Genomic DNA, 23,964 nt, shown 5'->3' with positions numbered 1-23,964 from the left:
ACATACCTCGCCGATGGCCTATCAAGTCTTAGCCCGCAAGTATCGCCCCCAGCTCTTCTCCGATGTCATCGGACAGGACCATGTCACCCGCACGCTACTCAACGCGCTCGCGCAAAATCGTATCGCCCACGGCTACATTTTCTCCGGCCATCGCGGCATCGGCAAGACCACCATCGCGCGCATCCTCGCCGCTGCACTCAACTGCAGCACCCCCGTCGGCTCCCCTGAACGTCCCACAGAAGAGCCCTGCCGCATCTGCGTGAACTGCCGCGAGATCTCCTCGGCCTCCCGCCAGGAAAACTCAATCTTCGAAGAGTCATCCTCCTTCGATGTTGAAGAGATTGACGCCGCCACCAACCGCGGCATCGACGACGCCCGCCTTCTCACCTCGAAGATTCAGACTCGCCCCACCAACAAGAGCAAGTACAAGATCATCATCCTCGACGAGGCGCACCAGATCACCGACGCCGCCTGGAATGCCCTGCTCAAGACCCTCGAAGAGCCGCCCGACTGGGCCATCTTCATGTTCGCGACCACGCAGCCTGAAGACATTCCACAGACCATCCGCTCGCGCTGCCAGCACTTCAGCTTTCACGCCGTCAAGCTTGACGACATCGTCGGCCAGCTCCGCACGATCGCCACCAAGGAAGAGCTGGACGTCGACGATGCCACCCTTACGCTGCTCGCCGAAGCCGGTGACGGCTCCATGCGCGATGCCCTCTCCATCATGGATCAGGCCATCGCCTCTGCTCCTCTGGTCGACGGCCGCCCTCATCTCGAAATCTCGCAAGTCCGCGAGCTCATGGGCTCGGTCTCGAACATCGTCTACGAACAGATCCTCCAGGCCGTCCACGCCAACAACTCTGCCGACGTCCTCTCCGTAGTCGGCCGCCTGCTCGACGCCGGCAATGGAGCGCCGCAGCTCGCGCGCCAATTCGTCCGCTACCTTCGCAACACCATCGTCGCCAAGGTCACCGGCCTGTCTCCTGATGCCGACGCAACCGGCATAGCCGCAGACCTCCTCCAAATATCTCCCGAGGAGCGCAACCGCGCTGCCCGCTCCGCCGCACTCTTCACCGAAGAAGACCTCTCGCGCTTCCTCGCCATCATGCTCCGCACCTTCGACGAGCTGGGCTACCGCCAGGAGCAACGCTTCCACCTGGAGCTAGGCCTACTCAAGCTGGTCCACGTCCAGCGCCTAATCCCGATCGAAGACCTCCTAAGCCAGATAGGCGCCAAGCCAGCCACGCGCCCCAACACCACGCTCACCGCAGCTTCGGCCAACACATTGGGTGCTTCGAAAACATTGGGTGCCCCATCTTCGGCGACGGCTTCATCGGCGCCTAAGGTGGCAACGGCTACCACTGCCCCAGCCACCGCAGCCACTCCTCGTCCCACCCCACCCCCCTCGCCCTTCGAGACCGACCGCTCCCGCAAAGTCCCCACCGCCAGCATCGCTCCGCAGGCAGAATCAACGCGCCCCGAGCCCACACCGACCGCCGGCTCCATGGCCCTCGCTCCGGCTCCCGTTCCCGAAGCACCGAGCGGACCGCAACTCGTACCGTCAATCGCAGCAGCCGCGACAGATTCGGCCCCCTCGGACTTAGATCTTGAACTCCTCCAATCGGCCTTGGTCTCCGCGCTCGCAGCAGTCAAAGGCCAGCAGTCAGCCTCAGAGCAGATCGAGGAATCGACCCTCAAGCTCAACGGCACCACGCTCGAGATCCATACCACCCTCTCCAAGACCATGCTCCCGGTCGTCCTCAACGCCGACGCCGAGCGGACGATGAAGACCGTCCTTCGCGATCAAGCAAGCGCACTGACATTGAAGCTGATACACGGAGCTCCAGTGGCCAATGCTTGGCCGAAGAAGCCTCGCGTGGCCGCTAATGGGTCGGTGGCGGAGATGGCGGAAAAACATCCGATGGTGCAGGAGGCTCGGCGGCTGTTTTCGGCTGAGATTAGTAATGTGATCGACCTGCGGGAAAAAGAGTGACCCGAAACCAGGCTGTGTAGGCCTCTGCGTAACCCGAAACCGGGCTAAGTATGTCGTAAAAGCAACGGAGATTTTATGGATTTGGACATGAACAAGATGCAGGAGATGCTGGCTCAGGCGCAGGAAATGCAGCAGGCAATGGACTTACGCCTGTCAGAGACGGTCATCGAAGCCGACGCTGGCGGGGGCGCGGTGAAGGCTCGGATGAACGGCAAGAAGGAGCTGCTAAGTATAACCATTGCACCATCTGCAGCTGCTGCGGCCGCTGGCGACATTACCCTGCTCGAAGACCTCATTGTAGCTGCCGTAAACAGCGCTGGACGCAAGGCCGATGAGGCCAGCAAGTCCAACGCTGCCAGCATGTTAGGAGGCCTCGGCCTCCCTGGATTTTAGCCTATGGCGACGCGTTTTGCGGAGCCAATGGAGCGGCTCATTGACGAGCTTCGGAAGCTTCCCGGGGTGGGGACTAAGTCGGCGCAACGCTTTGCGTTTCATATACTTAGGGCTTCGCAGGGGGATGCGGCGGCGCTCTCGGCGGCAATCCTGCGCTTACGCGAACAGCTCCGTTTATGCTCTAACTGCAACAATATCACTGACATAGACCCCTGCATCTACTGCTCGAACCCGGTACGAAATGCGCACGTTTTGTGCATCGTGGAAGAGCCCACCAACATCAACGCTATCGAGAAGACTAGTAGTTTCAATGGTTTGTACCATGTACTCCATGGAACGATTTCACCAGTGAACGGTATCGGTCCGGAACAGTTGAGGTTAGCTAACCTTTGGCCGCGTTTAGAGGGGGCGGAAGAGGTGATTTTGGCTACTTCCCCAACAGTTGAGGGTGAAGCCACGGCGCGCTATCTCGCCGATGAAGTTCACCGCATGTATAACTCCTTGCGAATCAGCAGGATCGCGACAGGGGTTCCGGCAGGAAGTGATATCGAATATGCCGATGAAGTGACCATGACCCGCGCCCTCGAGGGCCGGCGGGATGTGTGATTTCGATGCGTTTTAGCCCTGTTTCGGGTTACGCGGCTGCAGCATAGCCCTGTTTCGGGACGCTCGTTTGCGTTGTTTTCGATCTATCCGCTAGATAGGTGGGTCAAATGACGCAGGCCATTCGTTTATCGGTCCGGAGGCGAAGATCATCGCCACCCAACCGTCCACAAGTGCGCGTACGGATGGGGGCACCCCTCTTCTGCAATATTGGAGAGAGTCCCAGGGGCTAAAGCCCGGATTGTAGCGGGCCGTGAATGTCCGGGCTAAAGCCCGGACCTATCCCAAGTCCCGGACGCCCACCTGAGATCAGGGCTGCTTTGGGAGGGAGAGGCGGAGGTCGCCGCCGGTCATTTGGATGGGGAGCTCGAGGTTGAGGAGGCTGAGGATGGTGGGGGAGATGTCGCGGAGGGAGCCTCCTTCGCGGACGCCGATCTTTTTGCCCTGGTCGGTGACTAGGAGGAAAGGGACAGGGTTGGTGGTGTGGGCGGTGTGGGGACCTCCGGTGAGGGGGTCGATTAAGAGCTCGGCATTGCCGTGGTCGGCGGTGATGATCCAGTTGGCGTTGTGCTGTTTTACTGCCTGGTAGATTCGGCCTAGCTGGGCGTCTACCGTTTCTACTGCTTTGACGGTGGGTTCGATTTTGCCGGAGTGGCCTACCATGTCGGCGTTGGCGAAGTTGACGATGATGACGTCGAAGGCGGTGTCGGTGATGGAGCGGATGACTACGTCAGCGATGCCTTCGGCGGACATCTCGGGGGCCAGGTCGTAGGTGGCTACTTTTTTGGATTGGACTAGCTCGCGTTCTTCGCCCGGAAACGACTTCTCGATGCCGCCGTTGAAGAAGTAGGTGACGTGGGCGTACTTCTCCGTCTCGGCTATGCGGAGGTTGCGAAGGTCGGCTACGGCCATGACGTTCGCGAGCAGATTGTCCATGCTCTCGGGCGGGATGACCATGGGGAGGGTGAACTTGGGGTCGTACTGGGTCATCATCACGTAGTGCAGATCGGCGGGGACGGTGTGGAGGGGGATCTCGTCGTTTAGCTCTGCTGCTTTCGGGAGGTTGATGCCGGCGTCGGGGGTGAGGCCGCTGTTGCGGGTGAGGACGCGGGTGATCTGGCGGACGCGGTCGGCGCGGTAGTTGAAACAGATGACGGCGTCGCCCTCGGCGATGAGGCCGATGGGATTGTTGCTGGCGTCTACGCAGACGAAGGGCTCGACGAATTCGTCGGTGATGCCGTTGTTGTAGCTTTCGAGAATGCGGGCGTGAGGGTCGCGATGCTTCCCTGCTTCTGGGTCGCCAGTGACTATGGCGCGGAAGGCTTTGTGCTCCTTCTCCCAGCGGTAGTCGCGGTCCATGGCGAAGTAGCGGCCGGAGACGGAGGCTAGCTGGCCGACGCCGTACTCCTTGAATTTTTGCTGGAGCTCTTCGATGTAGCCGGCGCCGCTGGTGGGCATGGTGTCGCGGCCGTCGAGGAAGGCGTGGACGTAGACGCGGGCCACATTGTTCTGCGCGGCTAGGCGGAGGAGCGCGTAGAGGTGGCGCTGCTGGGAGTGGACGCCGCCGTCGGATACGAGGCCGATGAGGTGGAGGGCCTTGTTGCTGTTGGCTACGTGGATGGCCTTGAGGAGGGTTGGGTCTAAGAAGAATTCGCCGGTGTCGATGGCGTGGTCGATGCGGGTGATGTCCATGCGGACGATGCGGCCGGCACCGAGGTTGAGGTGGCCGACTTCGCTGTTGCCCATCTGGCCGTCGGGGAGGCCGACGAAGTGGTTGCTGGCCTGGATGAGGGTGTTGGGGTACTCGCGGAGGAGCCGGTCGTAGGTGGGCTTGTGGGCGAGGGCGATGGCGTTGCCGTGAGTTTCGGCGCGGTAGCCCCAGCCGTCGAGAATGGTGAGGATGACCGGTGGTGTGGTTCTCATGATGGCTAGTTTATCTGGTTGGGGTTGGATGGATGTGTTTGAGAACACAGCGGGTGCGCGCTGTGTTCTCGAAGTTGCCGAAAACCCGACTTTCGAGGACCTAGTTGCGCCAGAAGTGAGAATCACATGAAGGAGCTTCAGGGGACGGGTCGAACTGGACCCTTGAAATGGCCTAGACTGCGAGAGTGGGAGGCACTGTGCTATCTAATGTCAGAGTGTGGTGTTTCCGGCTCGCACTAGTCGCTATTACGGTAGCGTCAACAGCGGTCATTTTGGCTTGGACTCATCCGTTTCCTCTCATTTCGGACGGGCAGGGTGGGTATTCGGATGCACGTAACTTCTACGCCATGACTGCAGCTCTCGGCTTTTCGCTTCTAGCGCTACTGTTCGCGGTAGTTTCCGCGAAAGCGCGGACGCTCCTTGTGGTCGGTAGTGTCGGGTTGTTCCTGCTGAGTTGCGTTGCCATGCTTTCCAATGGGCACTAGCGATTTGATAGGCGGCCTTCGACAATCGAGGTCCCTGGCTAAGAGTCCAACGTTCCCGCAAAACGGGGTTTTCGGAAATCACGTCCCGTCCGGCTATCCGTGACCCACGTAGTTGCCGGTAACGTGGCTTTCAAGGAACTGCGGCAAGCAACCATGATGATCCAACACACAGCGATTATCCTCACCTTCCTGTTCACCTGAGTAGTGGACGATACTTGGAGTGGGAGGGTACAACATGCACGTCGTCGAGACATTCTCAACAGCAGCGAAGCCGGAAGCCATTTGGCAGATCCTTGCAGACGTCTCTCATTGGAAAGACTGGACACCAACCGTCCTGGATATTACTCCCCTCAACGGGCAGAACCTTCAAGTCGGTGGTCGTTATCGCGTATCTCAGCCCGGGGTTCAGCCAGCGATTTACGAAGTCACGGCTTGTGTTCCGAACGAGGGCTTCACCTGGGCCCAAAAGATACCGGGAGGGAAACTACTCGCCAGCCACACCATACGTGTGAACGATGGATCGACCAACGTTGAGCTTTCCTTCTTCTCTCAAGGTCTGCTGGCTGCTGCCGCTTCCACGCTCTTTTCCAGCAAGATCCGTAAACTTGTGTCCATTGAAGCTCGCAGTCTGAAAGAGAAGGCCGAACACTCATCGGCCGGTTGATTCGTACCCGGAAGCTTGCCAGTCATGAGGAATCACCCAGTTCCCGCAAAACGGCGTCTTCGGAACTACGCTCGAAGTTGCTGGGAACCCGACTTCTCGGGAGGTTCGCCTGACCGCTTTACCTATGTCGATGAGTGCATTGGCGATTTCGCACTCATCGAAATCACAACTGACGAGAAGCGCGTTTACCAAGACCCATCAGGTTCATAGAATGATAGCGAGACTCATTGTGAGGACGCTGCTTGTGAATAGACACGACGATGGAAGCGCTGGAGATGCAAATTACGGACGGATTGGGCAGGGGTATACGGCGTACCGTAAGCCGGACCCTGCCATCGCCTCCTTCATCGAGAAGGCTTTTGGTGACGTGGACACAGTGCTCAATGTCGGCGCTGGTACAGGGTCGTATGAACCTCTGCATCGTCACGTGACCGCAGTCGAGCCGTCAGCTTCCATGCGAGAGCAGCGGGCCGCCTATCTTAGCAAAGCGATTGATGCAAGGGCAGAGGCTTTGCCTTTTGAGAGTGACTTCTTCGACGCCAGCATGGCCACGTTCTCGGTCCATCAGTGGTCCGACCTGGAAGGTGGTCTTGCAGAGATGCGGCGAGTCACGAAAGGGCCGGTGCCCATTCTTACCTGCGATCCTGCCGTGCTGCGTGATACCTGGCTGTTTGAGTATGCGCCGGAAATGATCGACGTAGAAGTGAGGCGATATCCCTCCGTGGGCAGGATTAGTAGCGCCCTGGGCTCAAACGTATCCATACTGCCCGTGCCTATTCCGTTGAACTGCACAGACGGCTTCAGCGAAGCTTATTACGGCCGTCCGGAATGCCTTCTCGACCCTGGAGCGAGACGCGCGAACTCCGCGTGGAGCTTTGTAGATGCAGCGGCTGAAGCTCGCTTCGCTCACAAGCTAGATGCTGATCTTAGAGCGGGTGTTTGGGACCAAAAGCACGGCGCGCTTCGCAACCTCCCCTTTTTGAGGGATCGCTACGGCTTGTTGTTGGTAGGGTTCAAGACGATAGGTAACGATATCTGGTTGCGGGTGAGTCGACGGCACAGGTTATGGTCCGAGTTCAGAATGCCCTGGAATTTCGCAACTTGCGACGCATGCCTTCGGTGATGCCGAGCATACCGGTGGCTAGAAGAACGAGGGAGGATGGCTCCGGAACCGCGGGCGGAACGGTTGAGCTGAAGGTGGCGGTGGTGCTGAAGGTGGCGAAATCGAAGCTGCCGCCGGTGGTGTTGAAGAGGGTGTAGGAGGCGGGAACCTGGGTGCCGTCGGTTACGCTGATTGAAGAATTGAGGGCATAGTTGGTGAAGGGATCATCGAAGCCGTCGACGGCGGCGATGTTGACGTCAAGTGGGCTCAATTGCTCGAAGCCTGCGATAAAACCGTCGGCTTCGAACGCTTCCACGCCGCCGGTAAATGTCTCGACGGGGCCCGATCCCATCTGGACGGTGGCGGAGGAGAGAAGGAGGGTGTATTCGTCCTCGGCGCTGGAGTAGACGACGTTGCTGGTGTCGCCATAGCCGGTGATGGTGATGGGTTCGGTGACGCCGGCTGACGGACCATAATAGCTGCTGCCGGTGAGGGTTTCGGTGAAAGTGATGGGCTCAGCGTGGGCCGCGAAAGCGAGAGAGGACAGGAGAAGGCTACCTAATACAACGCGAGCAATTCGCAAGATGATACTCCGGGGTGGATTGACTACTCTACTTGCTGATTTATAGCCGACGCTGGGAGCTCATCATGTTAAAAGACGTGCGTGTTACTTAAGCGTTGAGGCAGGGGTTACCGCCTACCACTCGACTACACCGTAAGAGATCTGATGAAGCAGACGCGACTTTCAGGAAGTTGCGCCTGGTCAGCTTATGTGTGGAACCACACTCCCTTTCTGTGTAGCGACGTCTATTTCAATGGCTTGGCTGCTCCCTTACTCTTCAAGCATGCCAATCGAGACTGCGTCCTCCGATCGACTGTGGACGGTGGCAGAGGCTACGACTACGAGATCTCAGAATCCACTACGAGGTAGAACTAAGATGAAACTCCGAATCAAGCTCCTGACGCTGCTCGCGAGCGCAACCATGATGGTGACCCTGGCAGGCGCACAGGCACCGGTCGCCACCGTTGATCCCCAGGCTCATGGCAATCTGGCCTCGGCGCAGCAATCGATCATCGAAGCATTCAATTTCATCAGCTCCGCACAGCAGGCGAACAATGATCAACTGGGTGGCCATGCCGGTAGGGCGAAAGACCTTCTCCGCCAGGCGAACGATGAGATTAGTGCAGCGGCCGCGGTTGCGGATAGTCACCAGGACGGTGGGATCGGCGGGCCTCCTCCAAACTCGGCTGCTCCCGCTCCCGCGGCGCCCCCACCCCCGCCGCCTAACCTCTCTGGCAACTGGACCATCTACGCCTACAACACGAATCAACCCGGAAGTTCGCTTAAACAGATCCAGATCTCTCAGATCGGCAACATCATCTCGGGAACCTTTCATGGGCCGCATCAACACGGCAAGTTGCAGGGTTGGGTCAGCGGCAACCACGTGGAGTTCAGCACCGATACCAACGATGTGCTGACCTTCCGGGGACAGATCACGGCAACCGGGATGTCCGGCATGTATGGATTTCATGGCCAGACAGCTCCATGGACTGCTGAGCGCACGAATTAACTGCCGAGCGCACGAATTGAGGGTTGTCCCGAAACGTATGAACTCGGACTCTGCAGGCCGCTCCCCACTTTGGTGAGCGGCCTGAAGCGTGATGCGGAACTGTCTAGGCTGTCGCGGGGAGCGGTTGGGGTTGGGGCTTGCGGCGGAGGATGGCGGCCGAGACCAGGGTGATGAGGAGATCGACTGGGAAGGGTTCGATGAAGGTGTAGAGAGCGTTGATGAGGGGGTTCTGGTAGGAGATTTGGGATTGGCGGATGGCGGCTACTTTGGCCTGGATGGCTTCGGGGGTGCCGGGGCTGGATTGGGCATTCTGGATCTGGGCGGCGAAGTACGAGTCCATGAAGTGGGGGAGGAATGTGAAGTAGATGATCTCCCAGGCGAGGACGTAGATGGCGCAGGAGATGAGCGTGATGCCGATGCCGATGGTGAAGGCGCGGCCGAAGGTGATGGCGCCGCCGGCGACGTTGTCGCGGTAGGAACGGATGCCGAAGAAGATCAGGAGGCCGGCGAGGACGATGGTGGCATAGCCGATGACCAGGGCTTTGTTGCCATGGTCGGTGCGGAGGAGCGGGACGGTGGTGCACATGAGGACGGCGGCGAGAGCGCCGGAGATTAGGCCGAAGGTGAGGATGGTCTTTTTCATAGGAGGCTCCTGGGGGATGAACTGGAGACACTTTGCGGGGCCGGGGTGTGATTTGTCGTCATGCTTTCGGGTGATTTTAGCGTGGCAAGGAGGAAATCATGCTTTGGGGTGACGTCTCTAGGGGAGGATGCCGAGTTGCTTGCCTAGCTGGACGGCCTGGGTGCGGCGGCGGGCTCCTAGCTTGTCGAAGGCACGGCTGCAGTGGGTTTTAACGGTGTTCTCGGAGACGAAGAGGCGGGCGGCGATTTCGCGGTTGCTGAGGCCTTGCGCTATGAGCGAGAGGATTTCCAGCTCGCGGGGGGTGATGCCGAGGGCGTCGAGCTGGGGCTGGTTGAGGGTAAAGGGGGTGGCCGGTGTTTCGGTGGGGACCAGGACTTCCCGGAGGATGATTTTCTCGCGGGGCTTGGTGAGCTTGATCCCGAGCCAGATTCCGAAAGCCGCGAAGAGGATGGCAACGATGGCGGCGTAGATTTCGAAGGAGTGTTGGATGACGAGGAACTGGTACTCGGAGTAGCGGAGGATGGCGATGAGAACGCCGCCGACGAGACCGAGGAGGAGCACGTGGCTGAGGGCGCGGCGGTTCATGGGGATGATTTTACCGGGGTTCGCGCAGCCGTTAGAAAGCAATCAAGAGCATGGGCGTCATGAGCAACCTGGGGGTACTTCGGCTGCGGTGGACGCAAGTGCGCGTCCACCTTCGCTCAGGATGACAAGCTTTTCCAGGATCATCCGGCAAGGTTGTGGTTATATCTAGCCGGCGCGGTTGATGCTGGCTCGGCCGAGGTAGCGGGCGGTTTGGCCTAGCTCTTCTTCGATGCGGAGGAGCTGGTTGTACTTGGCGATGCGGTCGGTGCGGGAGGCAGAGCCGGTCTTGATCTGGCCGGCGTTGGTGGCTACCGCGAGGTCCGCGATGAAGGTGTCTTCAGTCTCGCCGGAGCGGTGGGAGATGATGGCGGTGTAGCCGCTGCGGCGGGCGAGCTCGATGGCGTCGAGGGTTTCGGAGACGGTGCCGATCTGGTTGAGCTTGATGAGGATGGAGTTAGCAATTCCCTCTTCGATGCCGCGCTCGAGGATGCTGGTGTTGGTGACGAAGAGGTCGTCGCCGACTAGCTGAAGCTTGTCGCCGAGCTTGTCGGTGAGGGTCTCCCAACCTTCCCAATCGTTTTCGTCGAGGCCGTCTTCGATGCTGATGATGGGATATTGGCTTGCCCAGTTGGCCCAGAAGTCGACCATCTCTTCGGAAGTTTTTTCGGACTTGTCGGACTTCTTGAAGACGTACTTGCCGGTAGTTTTGTTGAAGAATTCGCTGGCGGCGGGGTCGAGGGCGATGGCGATGTCTTCGCCTGGCTTGTAGCCGGCGAGGGTGATGGCTTCGAGGATTACTTCGATGGCTTCTACGTTGGATTTGAGCGAGGGAGCAAAGCCGCCTTCGTCGCCTACGGCGGTGTTGTAGCCCTTCTTCTTGAGTACGCCTTTGAGGGTGTGGAAGACTTCGGCGCCCCAGCGGAGGGCGTCGGCGAAGGTTTCGGCGCCGACGGGCATGACCATGAACTCCTGAAAGTCGACGTTGTTGTCGGCGTGGGCTCCACCGTTGAGGATGTTCATCATGGGGGTGGGGAGGGTGCAGGCGTTGACGCCGCCGAGGTAGCGGTAGAGCGGGAGGCCGAGAGCTTCGGCGGACGCGCGGGCGCAGGCCATGGAGACGGCGAGGATGGCGTTGGCGCCCAGGTTGCCCTTGTTGTCGGTGCCGTCGATGGCCATCATGGTGGCGTCGATGAGTTTTTGATTGCTGGCGTCCATGCCGGTGAGTTCGGGGGCGATGGCGGACTCGATATTGTCGACGGCCTTGAGGACGCCCTTGCCGAGGTAGTGGGACTTGTCGTCATCGCGGAGCTCGACGGCCTCGTGCTCGCCAGTGGAGGCGCCGGAGGGAACGGCCGCGCGGCCGCGAATGCCGTCGGAGAGGATGACGTCGGCTTCTACGGTGGGGTTCCCTCGGCTGTCGAGAATTTCACGGGCGTGGATGGAGACAATTTCGGTCATTTCTTTCCTCGGTTTTTTCTGGGCGTTGCGTTGGGTTGAGCGGGAGATGCGGTGTTGGAGGCGGTCGTTGAGGGAGGGGCGGCGGTCTACGGCGATAGGGTTGCCGGAGGCGCTGGAGATCATGGCGACAATTTCCGTCATTGGTCTGACTCTCTATCTGTCATTTAATCAGACTCTTTATTAATCATTGCGGCGACCCACCGGCCTCATTTTAGCAAAGCGCTGGCGTTGGACCTCTACGGCGTTGAGCGATTGCCGCACAGTTTCGGCGAGCATGGTGAGGAGTTCGTCGCCCTCTTCGCGGGTTGCTAACGGCATGCGGAGGGAGACGCGGGTGCCGCGGCCGGGGCGGCTGACGATGTCGACGTGAGCTTCGTCGCCGTAGAGGACCTGGATGCGTTCGCGGACGTTGCGCATGCCGATGCCGGAGCCCTCGCGGACGATACCGCTGTCGGGTGCTGTGATGGGGCCGCCGGGTTCGATGCCGACGCCGTCATCTTCAATTTCGAGGAGCAGACGACCGTTGTCGACGCGGGAGCGGAGGGTGATGGTGCCGCCGGAGATGCGGGGCTCGAGGCCGTGCTTGATGCTGTTTTCGATGAGGGGCTGGAGGAGCATCGAGGGGACGATGATGTCGAGGGTGTCGGGGGAGATTTCTTTTACTACGTGCAGCTTTTCACCGAAGCGAACGACTTCGATGTCGAGGTAGTCGTCGGTGAAGTCGAGCTCTTCGCTTAGGGGGACGAAGGCGTCGCGGTCGCGGAGGAGGACGCGGAGGATGTGCGAGAGCTTGACGATCATCTCGCGGGCGAGGTCGGGCTTGGAGCGGATGAGCGAGGCGATGGAGTTGAGGGTGTTGAAGAGGAAGTGCGGATTGATCTGACGCTGCAGGGCGTCGAGGCGGGCTTCGAGGAGGAGGCGGGATTGCTCTTCGAGCTTGTGCTCGATGCGGACAGCGTTCCAGATTTTTAGCGGGATGCCGACGACCACGGGCGCGCAGGCGCAGATGGCGAGCTCCATGAGCCAGGAGCTGGAGTAGAGCTCGAAGTAGCGATGCGGGTAGAGATGCGAGAAGAGGCTGGTGGCGTATTGCGTCGCCATGATGAGGACGAGGAGAAACATCTGGCGGTCGAGGTAAGGCCAGGTGACCGTGCGGCGGATCCAGCGGTAGAGGCTGAGGTCGATGAGCGGGGAGAAGGACCAGATATTTTCTTCGCCGGCAAAGCGGCGGTAGGCTCCAAAGATGGCGGCGACGAGGAGGTTGATGGGGAGGGTGAAGTACTCGTGGTGGGCGAGCGCGGGGAGCGAGAGGGCGGCACCGCCGATCATGGCAGGCCAGGGGCCGAGAAGGAGGCCGAGGATCGCGACCGCCTCGAAGGAGAGATCGGCTGCGAGGAAGTTGGGGACACGTACGCGGACGAGTACGCCGAGCATCAGGGGGGTGCAGATCCAGGCGAGGAGATGAAGGGTCTCGCGAGTGTTGCGGTGCTTGAGGAGAAGCAGCCGTTTGAAGGCTATGGAGCGGGCGAGCGAGCTGGCGACCGCCGCGGCAACGCCTAGCTCGACGAGGAGCGTGATCCAGATTAGTTTGGAGTCGCTTGCGTACACACTTTTACTTTACTCGTTTGAGTTGGAGGGAGGATGAACGGGAGGGTGAGGGGTGGGTGCGGCTGAACCGCGGAAAGAAGCGCCCACGGCGGACTTTGCGTGGTACTGTGGAAGCCAGTTTCCAGGGTCAGAATCGTCTAACCACCTCAGGACACGCACATGGACATGCAGGACGAAGCCGCAGAGCGATTGTTTGGGAAAGCTGTCGAGTTGCCGCGCGATCGGCGATCGGCTTTCCTGGACGGCGTTTGTGCCGGCGAGCCCGCGCTGCGCCGCGTTGTGGAAGATTTGCTGGATCGGAATGACCGGCTCAGCGGCTTTCTTAGCGAGCCTGCTTACGTGCAGGGGGCGGGCGAAGTGGGGATGGCGTCACAGACCGTTGTGCTGCCCTCCGGTGTGCGGCTGATGGAACGGTATGTGATCAGCGGCAGACTGGGCGCGGGCGGCATGGGGGTGGTGTATCGGGCGCGCGACGAAAAGCTGGACCGCGATGTCGCCATCAAGATGCTGCAGCGCGGCCTGTTGACGAGCGATGAAGCACGAGCACGGTTCCGGCGCGAGGCACAGGCGCTGGCCAAACTAAACCACGCGCACATTGCTGCCGTGTATGACGTCATCGAGCAGGACGGCGCAGATTGCATCGTGATGGAACTGGTGGAGGGCGAGTCGCTGGCAGCGAAGTTGAGCCGCGGAGCGTTGCCGGTGAAAGAGGCGACGATCGTCGCGCTTCAGGTTGCCGAGGCCCTCGTCGAGGCGCATGAGCAGGGCGTGATCCATCGCGATCTGAAACCGGGCAATGTCATGATCACGTCCAAAGGGCGAGCGAAGGTTCTCGACTTCGGCCTCGCCAGGCTGCTGTTGGGGCCGGCGGATGTGACACAGGCGGGGGGAGAGACAGTTGGGGTTTTGGGCACGCCGCTGTATATGTCGCCGGAGCAGGCCATGGGACAGACGGCGGATGCGCGGAGTGACCTCTGGAGCCTGGGCGTGACGTACTACGAGTCGTTGACAGGGATCGAGCCGTTTCGCCGGTCGACCACGCTGGCGATTCTGCGAGCGATCACGGATGAGACGGTACGGCCCTTGCGGGAGGTATCCCCGCAAACGCCTGCGCTGGCCGAGCAGGTTGTGGCGCGGGCGCTGGAGAAGGACGCGGAGTTGCGATACCAGCGCGCTGGCGATTTCGCTACGGATCTGCAGAGGGTGCTGCGGGATCTTGAGCCGGGACGCCGGATCGGATCGGTGACGCCGGCTGAGCCGGTGGCAGGCGTCGGGGTTAGTGCCGCGCCCGCGCGTCGCCTATGGCTTCGCTGGATCGCGTTTCTGGCGGCGGTGCTGGTTGTGGTCGGGATCGTCCTGTTTCTGCAAGCTCCGGCTTCGGCAACCGGAGAACTCGCTTCGACGCAGATTTCATTTTCCAACGAAGATAAGCTCGGCCCGCTGCGGACCGACGGAGCGCGACTTTATTTCGAGAACCACATTATTCCGTCGGCGATGTCGGTGAGCGGGGGCATCATCGCGCCAATTCCCGGGCTGAGCAGCGGCATGTACCTGGTGGATGTATCGGCAGACGGGTCAAAGGTGCTGGCGTGGGCCCAGAGCTTGAACAACGAGTCCAACGGCGGTTGGTTCATGGTGGGATCGAGTCTGGGCGGTGCGTTTCGGAGGATTGGGACGGTGCAGGAGGCCAATCCTGGGGCGCGCTGGTCGTCAGACGGCAAATCGATCTACTTTGTCCAGGATGAGCAGGTATGGGTAATGGATGAGGATGGCGATCATGCGCGGGTTCTTTGGAAGTCGCCGGAGCCTCCGACCCATCTGGCAGTCTCCCCTGATGGTACGCAGCTTTCGGTGACCCTCTCCTGGGCTCGTATATGGCTGGTGGGTAGTGACGGAAAAAACCCACATCCATTGGATCTGGATTGGCCGAGCGATGTCGGTGAGTTCGATGGGCAGTGGACCCCGGACGGAAGGCATTTTGTTTTCAATTCTGGGCGCGAAGGACGCGGAAATGTCTATGAGTTGATCAAACCGCGCTGGTTCGAATTCTGGAAGAAACCGTGGGCGATCCGTCTGACCGGAAACCAGCTGAACATCACGGATGCGGTGCCGGCGCGGGACAGCAAGAGCCTGTTTGTGCTGGGCCGGGTGGACACCGGAACGATGCAGGTCTTCGATCCACGGGCTGGAAAGCTGGTGCCGTTTCTTGGAGGACTGCCAGCGCTGGAGTTTGTGGTGTCTCCGGACCAGCAATGGATGGCGTATACGGATTATCCGAGCTTGCATCTATGGAAGAGCCGGTTGGATGGCAGCGACGCGGTACAGCTTACGAAGGTGCCTGCCTACATGGAAGAGTGGTCGCCGGACGGAAAATGGATCGCGTATTCCGACTGGCGCAAAATCTACCGCATCTCGGCCGATGGCGGTGTTCCGGAGAAGGTGATGCCGGAAGGCGACTTCGAGGTCATTCCTACCTGGTCGCCGGACGGCAAGTCAATCTACTTTAACCGGTTCGACGGGTTGCATAAGCCGGATGGCTTGTACATTGCGGACGTGGCGAGCGGGAAGGCGGTGCCTATGCCGGGCGCGGAGAAGTATTACATTCCTGCATGGTCGCCGGACGGCCGGTATCTGTTGGCCATGCTGCGAGAGCCGCTGAGCTTCGTGATCTACTCCCCAGCCACGAAACAGTGGCGAACGTTGATGCATTTCGATGCGCGCGAAGGATTCTATGCATGGTCGCCGGACAGCCGCTTCATCTACTTCACACAGAATCAAACCCATGCGGGGTTGTATCGAGTGTCGGTGCCTGACGGGGTGCGGGAGCGGGTTTCGGACGTTCCGGATGTAGGGAACCTGAACGCCCAGCTCGTGAGCGTGACGGCGGATGGACAGCCTGCGGTCATGGCAAATTCCGGAGCTGCGCAGGTGTACTCCCTGCAATGGAAGTGAATGCGGCCTGCTGTTCGTCTTGGTCGCACGCTCCACGAGGGATAGGCACTTAGGATCGATGGGCGAATGCGGCGGACGGACCTGCGGTTGCATCGGCTTCATCGCCGAGGTCCATGGCTGCGATGAGACCGCGGTTCATGGTGAATACGTGGAGGACTTCGCTGTCGGCAAGTATGTCGCCTTGAAGGCTCTTGACTAGCTGGTGCACTCGGACGCGGACCTTGCCTACGGCGTCCTCGGTGATTGCGAGCGGTTCTACGTGGGGATCGAACTCGGCCCATTGTCGAGTCCAGTAGGCACGGATCTCTTCTTTGCCGATGACCTTGCCGCCCTCCGAAGCCCTGGGCCAGCTTACGTCCTCGGTCATGAGCGCTAAGGCTGCATCGATGTTGCGGTGGTTGAATGCAGAGTACGCCTGCTCAATGATGATCCTGGTGTCTGCCATTGGTCCTCCTGGAGATTGCCGTGCAGTTGGTTATCGTTATACGGACAGTCGCTATCAACACTCTCGAGGCTCGCAAAAGGGGGGGCGCGGCGATCAGAAGAGGTATGGAACCAGGGCAGATGTGTGGTGAGCGTAGGTGGTATACACGTCGCCGAACTGGGAACGCATGAACTGCTCTTCCCTGCGGAGCTTTAGCCAGAACGCGAGGAAGAAAAGAGCGGGAACGATGAACCCGCGTACCTGGGACATAGCGATCGCCACGCCCAGGAAGCCGGTTAGGATTCCGGTGTAGATGGGGTGGCGGACTACGGCGTAGGGGCCGGTGGTGATGAGCTCGTGGCCCTGCTTAATGGTGACGGAGCTGCTCCAGTTGCGACCGAGATACTGGCGCGCCCAGACGGCGAAGAGGAGTCCGGCGATGGTGATGGCGGCTCCCAGCCAGAAGGGCAATAAGCCAGTCGGCCAGAGTTGGTGGTAGAGCCAGGGCAGCGGCACGTACTTTGGCGTGATGATGAGGAGGGCGACTGCGATCAGGCAAATGAAGATGCGCAGGATGCGCGAGGCAAGCGGCTCGATGCGCTGGGTGGTTTTGGTGTTGAAGGCTCTGATCCGCCAGTAGATAAAAAAGATAATCCAGACCACGGGAAAGAACCATTCGTAGAACCAGAGCATTCAGATCCTCCTGGCGATATGAGACTGGGCCCGTTGCTTGCACGCCTTTAATTTACTCGTTTGAGGGATGGAGGTGAGGCGTGGACGGCGATTGGCCTGCGCAAAAATCAGTTTCGTCGGGCTCTCGAACGATGTTGCAGCAACAACATCTTTATGTTGTAATTGCAACATCGAGGTGATGAGCGATGGCCGAGATTCTGGATGCAATCTTTCAACGGCGGGCGGTGAAGGTCTTTGAACCTGTAGAGATTCCCGATGGGCTGCGTGAGCAAATTCTCGACGCCGCTCGGCATGCTCCCTCAAGCTTCAACCTCCAGCCTTACAAGTTTTACTGGGTGCGATCGGACGCGAAGAGGGTCGCCGTGGCGAGACTGTGCATGGGACAAAAGCCGGCGGCGACCGCCTCTGCATTGGTCGTGGCCGTCGCAGATATTGGGGCGCTGGCTGCCACTTCGCGGTGCCAGGCGGAGTGGATGCGCGGGAGCAACTTCGCCGAGGAAGAGATTCGCGACTACGAGCGGAAAGCAAAGATCGGCCGGATCCTGTTCATGCCTGGACCGTTCGGATTGTTTGCTGCGATCAAGCGAGTCATCTTCTGGATGCTCAATCTGCGGATGGTCGTAGGGATGCCGCCGCTGTCGCGGCAGGAATTGTTTAAATGGGCGACAAGGAGCACCGCGTTGGCATGCCAGAATATGATGATTGCTGCCGAAGCGCTGGGGATGAGCACGTGCCCGATGGAGGGTTTTGATGGCCGGAGGCTGCGTGAATATCTTGGCTTGTCAGGCCGGCAGCACGAGATTGTGATGGTGATCGCGATGGGGAAGAAATCGAGCGAGTACCGTGAGCCACCACAGTGGCGCAGACCTCTCGGGGCAACGGTGGTTGATCTGTGAACATACTTCCTGAGGAGCAGATTCCGGATGAGATTCTGAAGAGCTCGGTACTCGCCCAGGTTGCGGCAGCGTATTTCTCGGTGGGAAAGAGGCTGGAGAGAAAGACGCAGTGCTCAGCGACGCGCGGCTTTATTCTTTCGACGTTGCGTGGCGGAGCGGCGCTGAATCAGAATCAGATTGCAACACTCCTGGGCTTGGATAGGACGGTTGTGCACCGAGCTATTAAGGCATTGGCGCAGGAAGGGCTCGTGTCAGAGCACAGGACGAAAACGAGCAGAGCCATTCGAGTGGAGCTGACGGCCAAAGGGGAAAAGTACCGTAGACGGCTGATCGAGGCTCGGGAGACCGCCGATGAAAGTGTCCGGCAGCAGATGACGTCGGATGAGCGTGAAACACTGATTCGGCTGTTGAAGGTGGTTGCGGAATGCAAGTTCTGAAGGCCCTTCGCTGGAAGTATCCATGGGGGAAGTTGTTGCACGATGATGGCGATGAATCGTGGGGTGGGGGTTGGGAATCTATAATGGGGTATGCCGTATAGCAGCGTTCGCAAGGTGGCCGGTGCAGACTTCCCTACTCGGTGGGGGCATTTCCGCATTCTTGGGTTTGAGGGCGTGGCGGAGCCGGGTTCCGCGTCGCTGAAGCGCGTGGATAATGCGGTTGCGCTGACGATGGGGGATTTGTCGGCGGCTCCTCCTTTGGTGAGGATCCACTCGATGTGTTTGACGGGCGATGTGTTTCATTCGCTGCGCTGCGATTGCCATGACCAACTGCATTTAGCGTTGGGGATGATTGCCAAAGAGGGTGCGGGGATTCTGCTGTATGAGGAGCAGGAAGGTCGCGGGATTGGGTTGATGGCCAAGCTGCGCGCGTATGAATTGCAGGACAAGGGACGCGATACGATTGAGGCGAATCTGGAGCTGGGGTTTCGTGTGGATTATCGCGGGTTTGAGCTGCCGGCGGAGATTTTGAAGGCACTGAATATTCCGGCGGTGCGGTTGATTACGAACAATCCGGAGAAGGTGTCGGCGATGGAGGCTGCGGGGATTCGCGTGGTGGAGCGGGTGCCGGCTACGATTCCGTCGGAGCCTACGTTTGAGCGGTACCTCGAGACGAAGCGGGACAAGATGGGGCATCTGGTCGGGTAGTAGAAATTCCAGATGCATCCGGTGGGAAGTGCGCGCATCCAACTTCGCAGGAGAAACTATGCCGATTGATTTGGATGAAGTGAAAGCTGGCCCTGCGGAGTCTGGGGTTCTGGATATTATTTTGAAGCGCTGGAGCCCGCGGTCGTATGCCGATAAGCCGGTGCCGAGTGCAGAACTGACGAAGATTCTTACTGCGGCGTCATGGGCTGCGTCGAGTACGAATGAGCAGCCGTGGCGTTTCCTGGTGGGTAAGAAGGGCGATGCGACGTACGCGAAGATTCTGGATGCGCTGGTGGATTTTAATAAGACGTGGGCGGCTACGGCTCCCGTGCTGATGCTGTCGGTGGCGAAGAAGACGTTCACGAAGAATGAAAATCCGAACCCTTACGCACTGCATGATACCGGTGCTGCGTCGGCGACGATGAGCCTGCAGGCGACCGCGCTGGGACTGCATACGCATGGCATGGGCGGCGTGGATAAGGACAAGGCGCGGAAGAACTTCGAGATTCCCGAGGAGTTTGAGGTGGGTGCGGCTTGGGCGCTGGGGTATCTGGGCGAGCCGAATGCGCTGCCGGAGTCGTATCAGACGATGGAGAAGGCCCCGAGGACGCGGAAGGCGCTGAATGAATTTGTGTTTAGTGCGTGGGAGAAACCGGCGGAGCTGTAGGTCCTGCTCGTACGGCGAGAGTTTCGTTCGCCAACAATAGAGCTATTAGATCCTTCACTTCATCAAGCGATGACAATTCTCATCCTTGACGAAGTGGAGGATTTTTTATGCGGTGGATGCCGAGACGACTTTGGCGGTGGTGACGAATTGGCCGGTGTGGCGTTGGGTGTGGTCGGCGCAGTGGACAAGCAGGGCGCCGACGGTGGTGGGGAGTTGCTTGCGGCCTACGCCTCGGGGTTCGGCGAAGCGGTCGGGGTGGATGGCCCGGATGCGGGCGGCGGAGGTTTCGAGGGCGGTGCGAAATTCGGCGCGGGCTTCGGCGGCGGTGCCTTCGGTTAGTTCGGACTTGAGGGCGGAGAGTTGGTCGGGGGTGAGCTGATTCCCTTCTGCGTAGGTGAGCAGGCGGTCGAGGGAGCGGGCGATGTGGCGGAGGTGGAAGGCGATCGGGGCGAGGTTGGAGGGGCGGGCGAGGAGTTGGGCGTCGGTGAGGGGGTCGAGCCAGCGGGCGGCGTCTTCGGCGGAGAGCTCGAGGGCGTGGAGGATCTGGCGGCGGATGGGATCGATGTCGGTGAGGGTGTTGCGGAGCCAGGGCTCGGGAGCTTCGTGAGGGATGGATTGCTGCGTCATCGGGGCTTGAATTCCCTTTCTACTTTCTTTCTACGCGGAAGTCGTAGCAGCCGGCTTCGAGGTCGCGGACTAATACATAGCGTACTGCTTTGTCGGAGAGTAGCTCGTCGAGGATGGCGGGGTGGTTGCGGTTGGTTGCTCTGCGCTGCAGGATGAGATTCTGGTTGGCGTCATAGGCGTTCATGACGGCGGGGTAGTCCAGCAGGTCAGTTGGGTAGCCAGCGTCTTCGTTGTAGCGTTCGCAGGGAGTGGAATGAATGAAGACCGGGCCGGGTTGAGGGATCTCGGCGAGGTTGTGGAAGGGGTTGCAGGTGAAGAGGGTGCGGTGTTCTTCGCCGATGCGAAAGGGCTTGAGGCAGTGGCGGCAGGGGCCGTGTCCGGTGGCGAGCTCGGTGTGGGCGGGATGGCCGTAGCCGGGGGATTTTTGGGTGGTGAGAACTCGTTGGACGGTGGCGGTGCGGAGGGCGATGACGCGGATGTTCATGGTGTCTCCTGTCGCGGCCGTTGGCTGGCGATGGAGGTAGTTTGCTGGAATGCTGGTGGCGCGACACTCTGGGGATTGCGGGCGAAGTTGGTGGCTTTGGAGCTAGAAGAACGGGCGCGCATCGCGCGAGAAGCAGGTTCCTCGCTGCGCTCGGAATGACAGCCAGAAAGGCAAGAGCAACGGCAAATACAGGGGTCCTTCACTGCGTTCAGGATGACGTGAGTTGGGATGGGCTAAAGGTTGTGGTGGGTGCGGAAGTCGCGGACTACCTGGGCGGGGTCGCGGTGTTGGGCGTCTACGGCCAGGTTCATGGCGCGCATGTCGTCGGCGGTTACTTTGCCTGCGAGGCGGTTGAGGGCTATGGCGATCTGAGGCCAGCGGCGGAGGCTGTCTTCGCGGACCAGGGGGACCGCTTCGTACGGGGGGAAATAATGGAGGTTGTCTTCGAGGGCCACGAAGTCTAAGGCGCGGATGGCTCCGTCGGTGGAGTTGCCGGCTACGATGTCGACCTGGTGGGCGGCGAGGGAGCGGTAGAGGAGGCCTAGCTCCATGGTGCGGGGATCGCCGGGAAACTTTAAGTGATATGCGGAACTGAGGCCTCGGAGGCCGTCGGGGCGTTCGGCGAATTCGTAGCCTACGCCTAGACGCCAGTGGGGGGCTAGCGGGGTGATGTCGGAGATGGTTTTTAGGTGGAGGGTGCGGGCGTCGGCGCCGCGGATGACCATGGCGAAGGTGTCCTGGAAGCCGAGGCTGGGGAAGACGCGGACTTGGTAGAGGTGATCGTAGAGGGCTCCGATGGTGGCGTTGACTAGGGTGGGGTCGCGCATGACGGGCTGCTTGAGGATGGCGGTTAGAGCAGTGCCGGTGTATTCGACGTAGGCGTCGATGCGGTTGGAGAGGAGGGCTTGCTGGCAGAGGTAGGAGCCGGCTAGCCAGAAGCGGCGCTCGACGGGGCCGCCTCCGGAGGCTTCGATCTCCTGGGCTAGGAGCTCGCCCAGGATTACTTGCTCGGTGAAGTTTTTGGCGCCGATGACGATGTGGGAGGAGCGCGGCGGGGCGCAGGCGGTGAGGGTGAGGAGCGCGAGGGTAAGGAGAGCTTGGATTGGGTGGCGGAAGGGGCGAGAGGGCGTGCCTGCGTCACCGGTCTGGCAGGTCCTTCGGCTGCGGTTGGCACAAATGCGTGCCAACCTTCGCTCAGGATGACAGGGTTTGGGTTGGGGCTTCATTGCTGACGGACCTGGAGGCGTTTCTCGAGAAGGCCTAAGAAGCCGTCGGCGAGGAGGGCTAAGAGGGCGGCGGGGATCGCTCCGGCCAGGACTAGCGAGTTGTCTACGGAGGCTACGCCGCGGAAGATTAGCTCGCCTAGACCGCCGGCGCCTATGGCTGCCGCGATGGTGGCTACTCCTACGCAGGTGACGGTTGCGGTGCGGAGGCCGGCGAGGATCACGCTGGCGGACATGGGGAGTTCGAGCTTGGTGAGGCGTTGGCGGGAGGTCATGCCTAGGGCGTTGGCTACGTCGATGAGCGCGGGGTCGACGGAGCGGATGCCGGTGTAGGTGTTGCGCAGGATGGGGAGAAGTGCGTAGCCGGTGAGGGCCACGATGGCCAGGCGGGCGGCGCGGTCGCCGAGGAATGGGACGGGGAGGAGGAGGCCGAAGAGCGCCAGGCTGGGGATGGTTTGCAGGATGTTCGCGATGCCTAGGATGGGGCGGGCGAAGGCTTCGTGACGAGTGAGCCAGATGCCGGTGGGGATCGCAATGAGGGTCGCGAAGAGCATGGCGGAGAGGGTGAGCCAGAGGTGCTCGAAGGTGAGGCGAGCGATTTGAGGGCCGTATTGGTGGAGGAAGTTCATACGGCGAGCCCCCAAGAGAGAGTCCCAGGGGCTAAAGCCCAAGCTTTCAAGAGCTGCGGAATGTCCGGGCTGAAGCCCGGACCTATCTCAGGAGCAAAGGCAAAAGCAGAAGCAACGGCAAGGGCAAAAGAAGAAGCAGATCCCTGCGGGATGACAGCCAGAAAAGCAACGGCGACGGCAGAGTCGTTGCGTACAAGATGGACGGGGTATTGGGGGATCAAGTAGGTCATCAGATCTCCCACCAGTTCTGCTTTGGTTGGTCGGACGGGGCGGGTTGTTCAGCGTCCGAGGGTTGGGTGTCGGGGAGCTGGGCTGGGAGATCTGGGTCGGGGACCGAGGTGGGAACGGAAGCGGTGGTGGGGGTGGTCGAGTGGGCGGTGTGGGCGGGGGTGGTCGTACCGAGGGTCAGAGGTGTGACGGGGATGCGGTGGGTGGCGGCTATGTAGGCTTGGACGTCGGGGTTTTCGGAGGTGCGGACCTCGTTGAAGGGGAGATCGGCTACGACGCGGCCTTCATCTATAAAGATCACACGGTCAGCTAGATAGAGGGCTTCCTCTAAGTCGTGGGTGATGACGATGGTGGTGCTTTCGGCTTGAACGAGGAGGTCGCGGAGCATGGTTTGCATTTCGGAGCGGGTGAGGGGGTCGAGGGCGCCGAAGGGTTCGTCCATGAGGAGGACGGAGGGCTCGTTGGCGATGGCGCGGGCCAGGCCGACGCGCTGACGCTGGCCTCCGCTGAGTTGCCAGGGGTAGCGCGGAAGAAGGTCATTGGGGAGGCCTACATGGTGGAGCATGATGGCGGCGCGACGCCTGATCTCGAATTCGGGGAGGCCGGCCAGCTCGAGGGCCATGCCAATGTTGCGGGCGATGGTCATGCGGGGGAAGAGGCCGGTGTCCTGGATGACGTAGCCGATGGAGCGGCGGAGGTGGATGGGGTCGGCGGTGGCGACGTCTTGACCGCCGACCAGGACGCGGCCGGAGGTGGGGTGGACGAGGGCGTTGATGGTGCGGAGGAGGGTGGTTTTGCCTGAGCCGCTGCGGCCGAGGAGGGCGGTGGTGGTGTTGGGTTCGATGCGGAGGGTGATGTCGTGGAGGAGCTGGCGGTGGGCTTGGCTTTTGGAGGCCGGGACCGAGACGTTGAGGGATTCGAACTCGACGCCTTGAGTGGACATTTGGGTCTCCGTGAGGAACGTC

The 23,964-nt window shown here is 60.5% G+C and carries 25 protein-coding genes; 11 read left to right on the top strand and 14 right to left on the bottom strand.

Annotated features, from left to right (window positions below; translation table 11 throughout):
* Nucleotides 1–13: 13 nt before the first annotated feature.
* The 3 genes from dnaX (at nt 14) to recR (ending at nt 2,995) form a co-directional block, all read left to right on the top strand.
* Entirely contained in the window at nt 14–1,996 is a 1,983-nt protein-coding gene (dnaX, locus tag GSQ80_RS10945; RefSeq protein ID WP_158787679.1) for a DNA polymerase III subunit gamma/tau, read from the top strand.
* Nucleotides 1,997–2,071: 75 nt separating this feature from the next.
* On the top strand, nt 2,072–2,389 hold the full coding sequence (locus tag GSQ80_RS10940) for a YbaB/EbfC family nucleoid-associated protein (protein ID WP_158787678.1): 318 nt from the start codon (nt 2,072–2,074) through the stop codon (nt 2,387–2,389).
* Between the two features lie 3 nt (nt 2,390–2,392).
* Complete coding sequence (recR, locus tag GSQ80_RS10935) at nt 2,393–2,995, top strand: recombination mediator RecR (RefSeq protein ID WP_158787677.1); 603 nt, start codon at nt 2,393–2,395, stop codon at nt 2,993–2,995.
* A 306-nt stretch (nt 2,996–3,301) separates the two neighbouring features.
* Here recR and gpmI read toward each other — a convergent pair whose 3' ends face one another.
* Nucleotides 3,302–4,915: a 2,3-bisphosphoglycerate-independent phosphoglycerate mutase gene (gene gpmI, locus GSQ80_RS10930; protein ID WP_158787676.1), complete on the bottom strand. Its 1,614-nt coding sequence runs from the start codon at nt 4,913–4,915 to the stop codon at nt 3,302–3,304.
* A gap of 720 nt (nt 4,916–5,635) precedes the next feature.
* On the opposite strand from gpmI, the gene GSQ80_RS10925 reads away from it, so the two are divergent.
* Both GSQ80_RS10925 and GSQ80_RS10920 read left to right on the top strand, forming a co-directional pair.
* Nucleotides 5,636–6,064 (top strand): SRPBCC family protein, encoded by a 429-nt coding sequence (locus GSQ80_RS10925; protein WP_158787675.1) that lies wholly within the window; start codon nt 5,636–5,638, stop codon nt 6,062–6,064.
* A gap of 244 nt (nt 6,065–6,308) precedes the next feature.
* On the top strand, nt 6,309–7,187 hold the full coding sequence (locus GSQ80_RS10920) for a class I SAM-dependent methyltransferase (protein ID WP_216850276.1): 879 nt from the start codon (nt 6,309–6,311) through the stop codon (nt 7,185–7,187).
* Here GSQ80_RS10920 and GSQ80_RS10915 read toward each other — a convergent pair.
* Nucleotides 7,141–7,749 carry a PEP-CTERM sorting domain-containing protein gene (locus GSQ80_RS10915; protein WP_158787674.1) on the bottom strand — a complete coding sequence of 203 codons (609 nt, stop codon included), beginning with the start codon at nt 7,747–7,749 and terminating at the stop codon, nt 7,141–7,143. The genes GSQ80_RS10920 and GSQ80_RS10915 overlap by 47 nt on opposite strands.
* A gap of 355 nt (nt 7,750–8,104) precedes the next feature.
* Between GSQ80_RS10915 and GSQ80_RS23050 the strand changes: the two genes are divergently transcribed.
* On the top strand, nt 8,105–8,737 hold the full coding sequence (locus GSQ80_RS23050) for a hypothetical protein (protein WP_216850274.1): 633 nt from the start codon (nt 8,105–8,107) through the stop codon (nt 8,735–8,737).
* 103 nt (nt 8,738–8,840) lie between these two features.
* On the opposite strand, the gene GSQ80_RS10905 is transcribed toward GSQ80_RS23050, so the two are convergent.
* The 4 genes from GSQ80_RS10905 to GSQ80_RS10890 all read right to left on the bottom strand — a co-directional run bounded on the left by GSQ80_RS10905 (nt 8,841) and on the right by GSQ80_RS10890 (nt 13,031).
* The gene (locus GSQ80_RS10905; protein WP_158787673.1) at nt 8,841–9,380 is read right to left on the bottom strand and encodes a DUF4199 domain-containing protein; all 540 of its coding nucleotides are present in this window, start codon (nt 9,378–9,380) and stop codon (nt 8,841–8,843) included.
* 117 nt (nt 9,381–9,497) lie between these two features.
* Nucleotides 9,498–9,965, bottom strand: a complete 468-nt coding sequence (locus GSQ80_RS23740) for a response regulator transcription factor (protein WP_158787672.1) — start codon at nt 9,963–9,965, stop codon at nt 9,498–9,500.
* Nucleotides 9,966–10,130: 165 nt separating this feature from the next.
* Nucleotides 10,131–11,423: a phosphopyruvate hydratase gene (eno, locus tag GSQ80_RS10895; protein WP_158788657.1), complete on the bottom strand. Its 1,293-nt coding sequence runs from the start codon at nt 11,421–11,423 to the stop codon at nt 10,131–10,133.
* Between the two features lie 180 nt (nt 11,424–11,603).
* Complete coding sequence (locus GSQ80_RS10890; protein WP_158787671.1) at nt 11,604–13,031, bottom strand: sensor histidine kinase; 1,428 nt, start codon at nt 13,029–13,031, stop codon at nt 11,604–11,606.
* Between the two features lie 159 nt (nt 13,032–13,190).
* Between GSQ80_RS10890 and GSQ80_RS10885 the strand changes: the two genes are divergently transcribed.
* The gene (locus tag GSQ80_RS10885) at nt 13,191–15,983 is read left to right on the top strand and encodes a protein kinase (RefSeq protein WP_158787670.1); all 2,793 of its coding nucleotides are present in this window, start codon (nt 13,191–13,193) and stop codon (nt 15,981–15,983) included.
* Nucleotides 15,984–16,032: 49 nt separating this feature from the next.
* Here GSQ80_RS10885 and GSQ80_RS10880 read toward each other — a convergent pair whose 3' ends face one another.
* Together GSQ80_RS10880 and GSQ80_RS10875 are read right to left on the bottom strand one after the other, a co-directional pair.
* Nucleotides 16,033–16,428 carry a nuclear transport factor 2 family protein gene (locus GSQ80_RS10880; protein WP_158787669.1) on the bottom strand — a complete coding sequence of 132 codons (396 nt, stop codon included), beginning with the start codon at nt 16,426–16,428 and terminating at the stop codon, nt 16,033–16,035.
* Between the two features lie 93 nt (nt 16,429–16,521).
* Nucleotides 16,522–17,100: an isoprenylcysteine carboxylmethyltransferase family protein gene (locus GSQ80_RS10875; RefSeq protein ID WP_158787668.1), complete on the bottom strand. Its 579-nt coding sequence runs from the start codon at nt 17,098–17,100 to the stop codon at nt 16,522–16,524.
* Between the two features lie 185 nt (nt 17,101–17,285).
* Here GSQ80_RS10875 and GSQ80_RS10870 point away from each other — a divergent pair, with 185 nt between their 5' ends.
* The 4 genes from GSQ80_RS10870 to GSQ80_RS10855 all read left to right on the top strand — a co-directional run bounded on the left by GSQ80_RS10870 (nt 17,286) and on the right by GSQ80_RS10855 (nt 19,808).
* Nucleotides 17,286–17,996 (top strand): nitroreductase family protein, encoded by a 711-nt coding sequence (locus tag GSQ80_RS10870; protein ID WP_158787667.1) that lies wholly within the window; start codon nt 17,286–17,288, stop codon nt 17,994–17,996.
* Nucleotides 17,993–18,433, top strand: a complete 441-nt coding sequence (locus tag GSQ80_RS10865; protein ID WP_158787666.1) for a MarR family winged helix-turn-helix transcriptional regulator — start codon at nt 17,993–17,995, stop codon at nt 18,431–18,433. Before GSQ80_RS10870 ends, GSQ80_RS10865 begins: the two co-directional genes overlap by 4 nt.
* Nucleotides 18,434–18,523: 90 nt before the next feature.
* Entirely contained in the window at nt 18,524–19,141 is a 618-nt protein-coding gene (ribA, locus tag GSQ80_RS10860; RefSeq protein WP_158787665.1) for a GTP cyclohydrolase II, read from the top strand.
* 58 nt (nt 19,142–19,199) lie between these two features.
* Nucleotides 19,200–19,808, top strand: a complete 609-nt coding sequence (locus tag GSQ80_RS10855; protein WP_158787664.1) for a nitroreductase family protein — start codon at nt 19,200–19,202, stop codon at nt 19,806–19,808.
* A 105-nt stretch (nt 19,809–19,913) separates the two neighbouring features.
* On the opposite strand, the gene GSQ80_RS10850 is transcribed toward GSQ80_RS10855, so the two are convergent.
* The 6 genes from GSQ80_RS10850 to GSQ80_RS23640 form a co-directional block, all read right to left on the bottom strand.
* Nucleotides 19,914–20,435 carry a DinB family protein gene (locus tag GSQ80_RS10850; protein ID WP_158787663.1) on the bottom strand — a complete coding sequence of 174 codons (522 nt, stop codon included), beginning with the start codon at nt 20,433–20,435 and terminating at the stop codon, nt 19,914–19,916.
* Between the two features lie 19 nt (nt 20,436–20,454).
* On the bottom strand, nt 20,455–20,919 hold the full coding sequence (locus GSQ80_RS10845) for a DUF1203 domain-containing protein (protein WP_158787662.1): 465 nt from the start codon (nt 20,917–20,919) through the stop codon (nt 20,455–20,457).
* A 233-nt stretch (nt 20,920–21,152) separates the two neighbouring features.
* The gene (locus GSQ80_RS10840) at nt 21,153–22,106 is read right to left on the bottom strand and encodes a glycine betaine ABC transporter substrate-binding protein (RefSeq protein ID WP_371315705.1); all 954 of its coding nucleotides are present in this window, start codon (nt 22,104–22,106) and stop codon (nt 21,153–21,155) included.
* A gap of 35 nt (nt 22,107–22,141) precedes the next feature.
* A complete protein-coding gene (locus GSQ80_RS10835; RefSeq protein WP_158787660.1) occupies nt 22,142–22,771 on the bottom strand; it encodes an ABC transporter permease in 630 nt (209 codons plus the stop codon).
* The gene (locus tag GSQ80_RS10830; protein WP_158787659.1) at nt 22,768–23,001 is read right to left on the bottom strand and encodes a hypothetical protein; all 234 of its coding nucleotides are present in this window, start codon (nt 22,999–23,001) and stop codon (nt 22,768–22,770) included. Before GSQ80_RS10830 ends, GSQ80_RS10835 begins: the two co-directional genes overlap by 4 nt.
* Nucleotides 23,001–23,942 (bottom strand): ATP-binding cassette domain-containing protein, encoded by a 942-nt coding sequence (locus GSQ80_RS23640; RefSeq protein WP_158787658.1) that lies wholly within the window; start codon nt 23,940–23,942, stop codon nt 23,001–23,003. Before GSQ80_RS23640 ends, GSQ80_RS10830 begins: the two co-directional genes overlap by 1 nt.
* Nucleotides 23,943–23,964: the final 22 nt, after the last annotated feature.

It is taken from the genome of Granulicella sp. L46 (genome assembly GCF_009765785.1).
Lineage (GTDB): Bacteria > Acidobacteriota > Terriglobia > Terriglobales > Acidobacteriaceae > Granulicella.
This window is presented reverse-complemented; position numbering and strand designations above follow the sequence as displayed.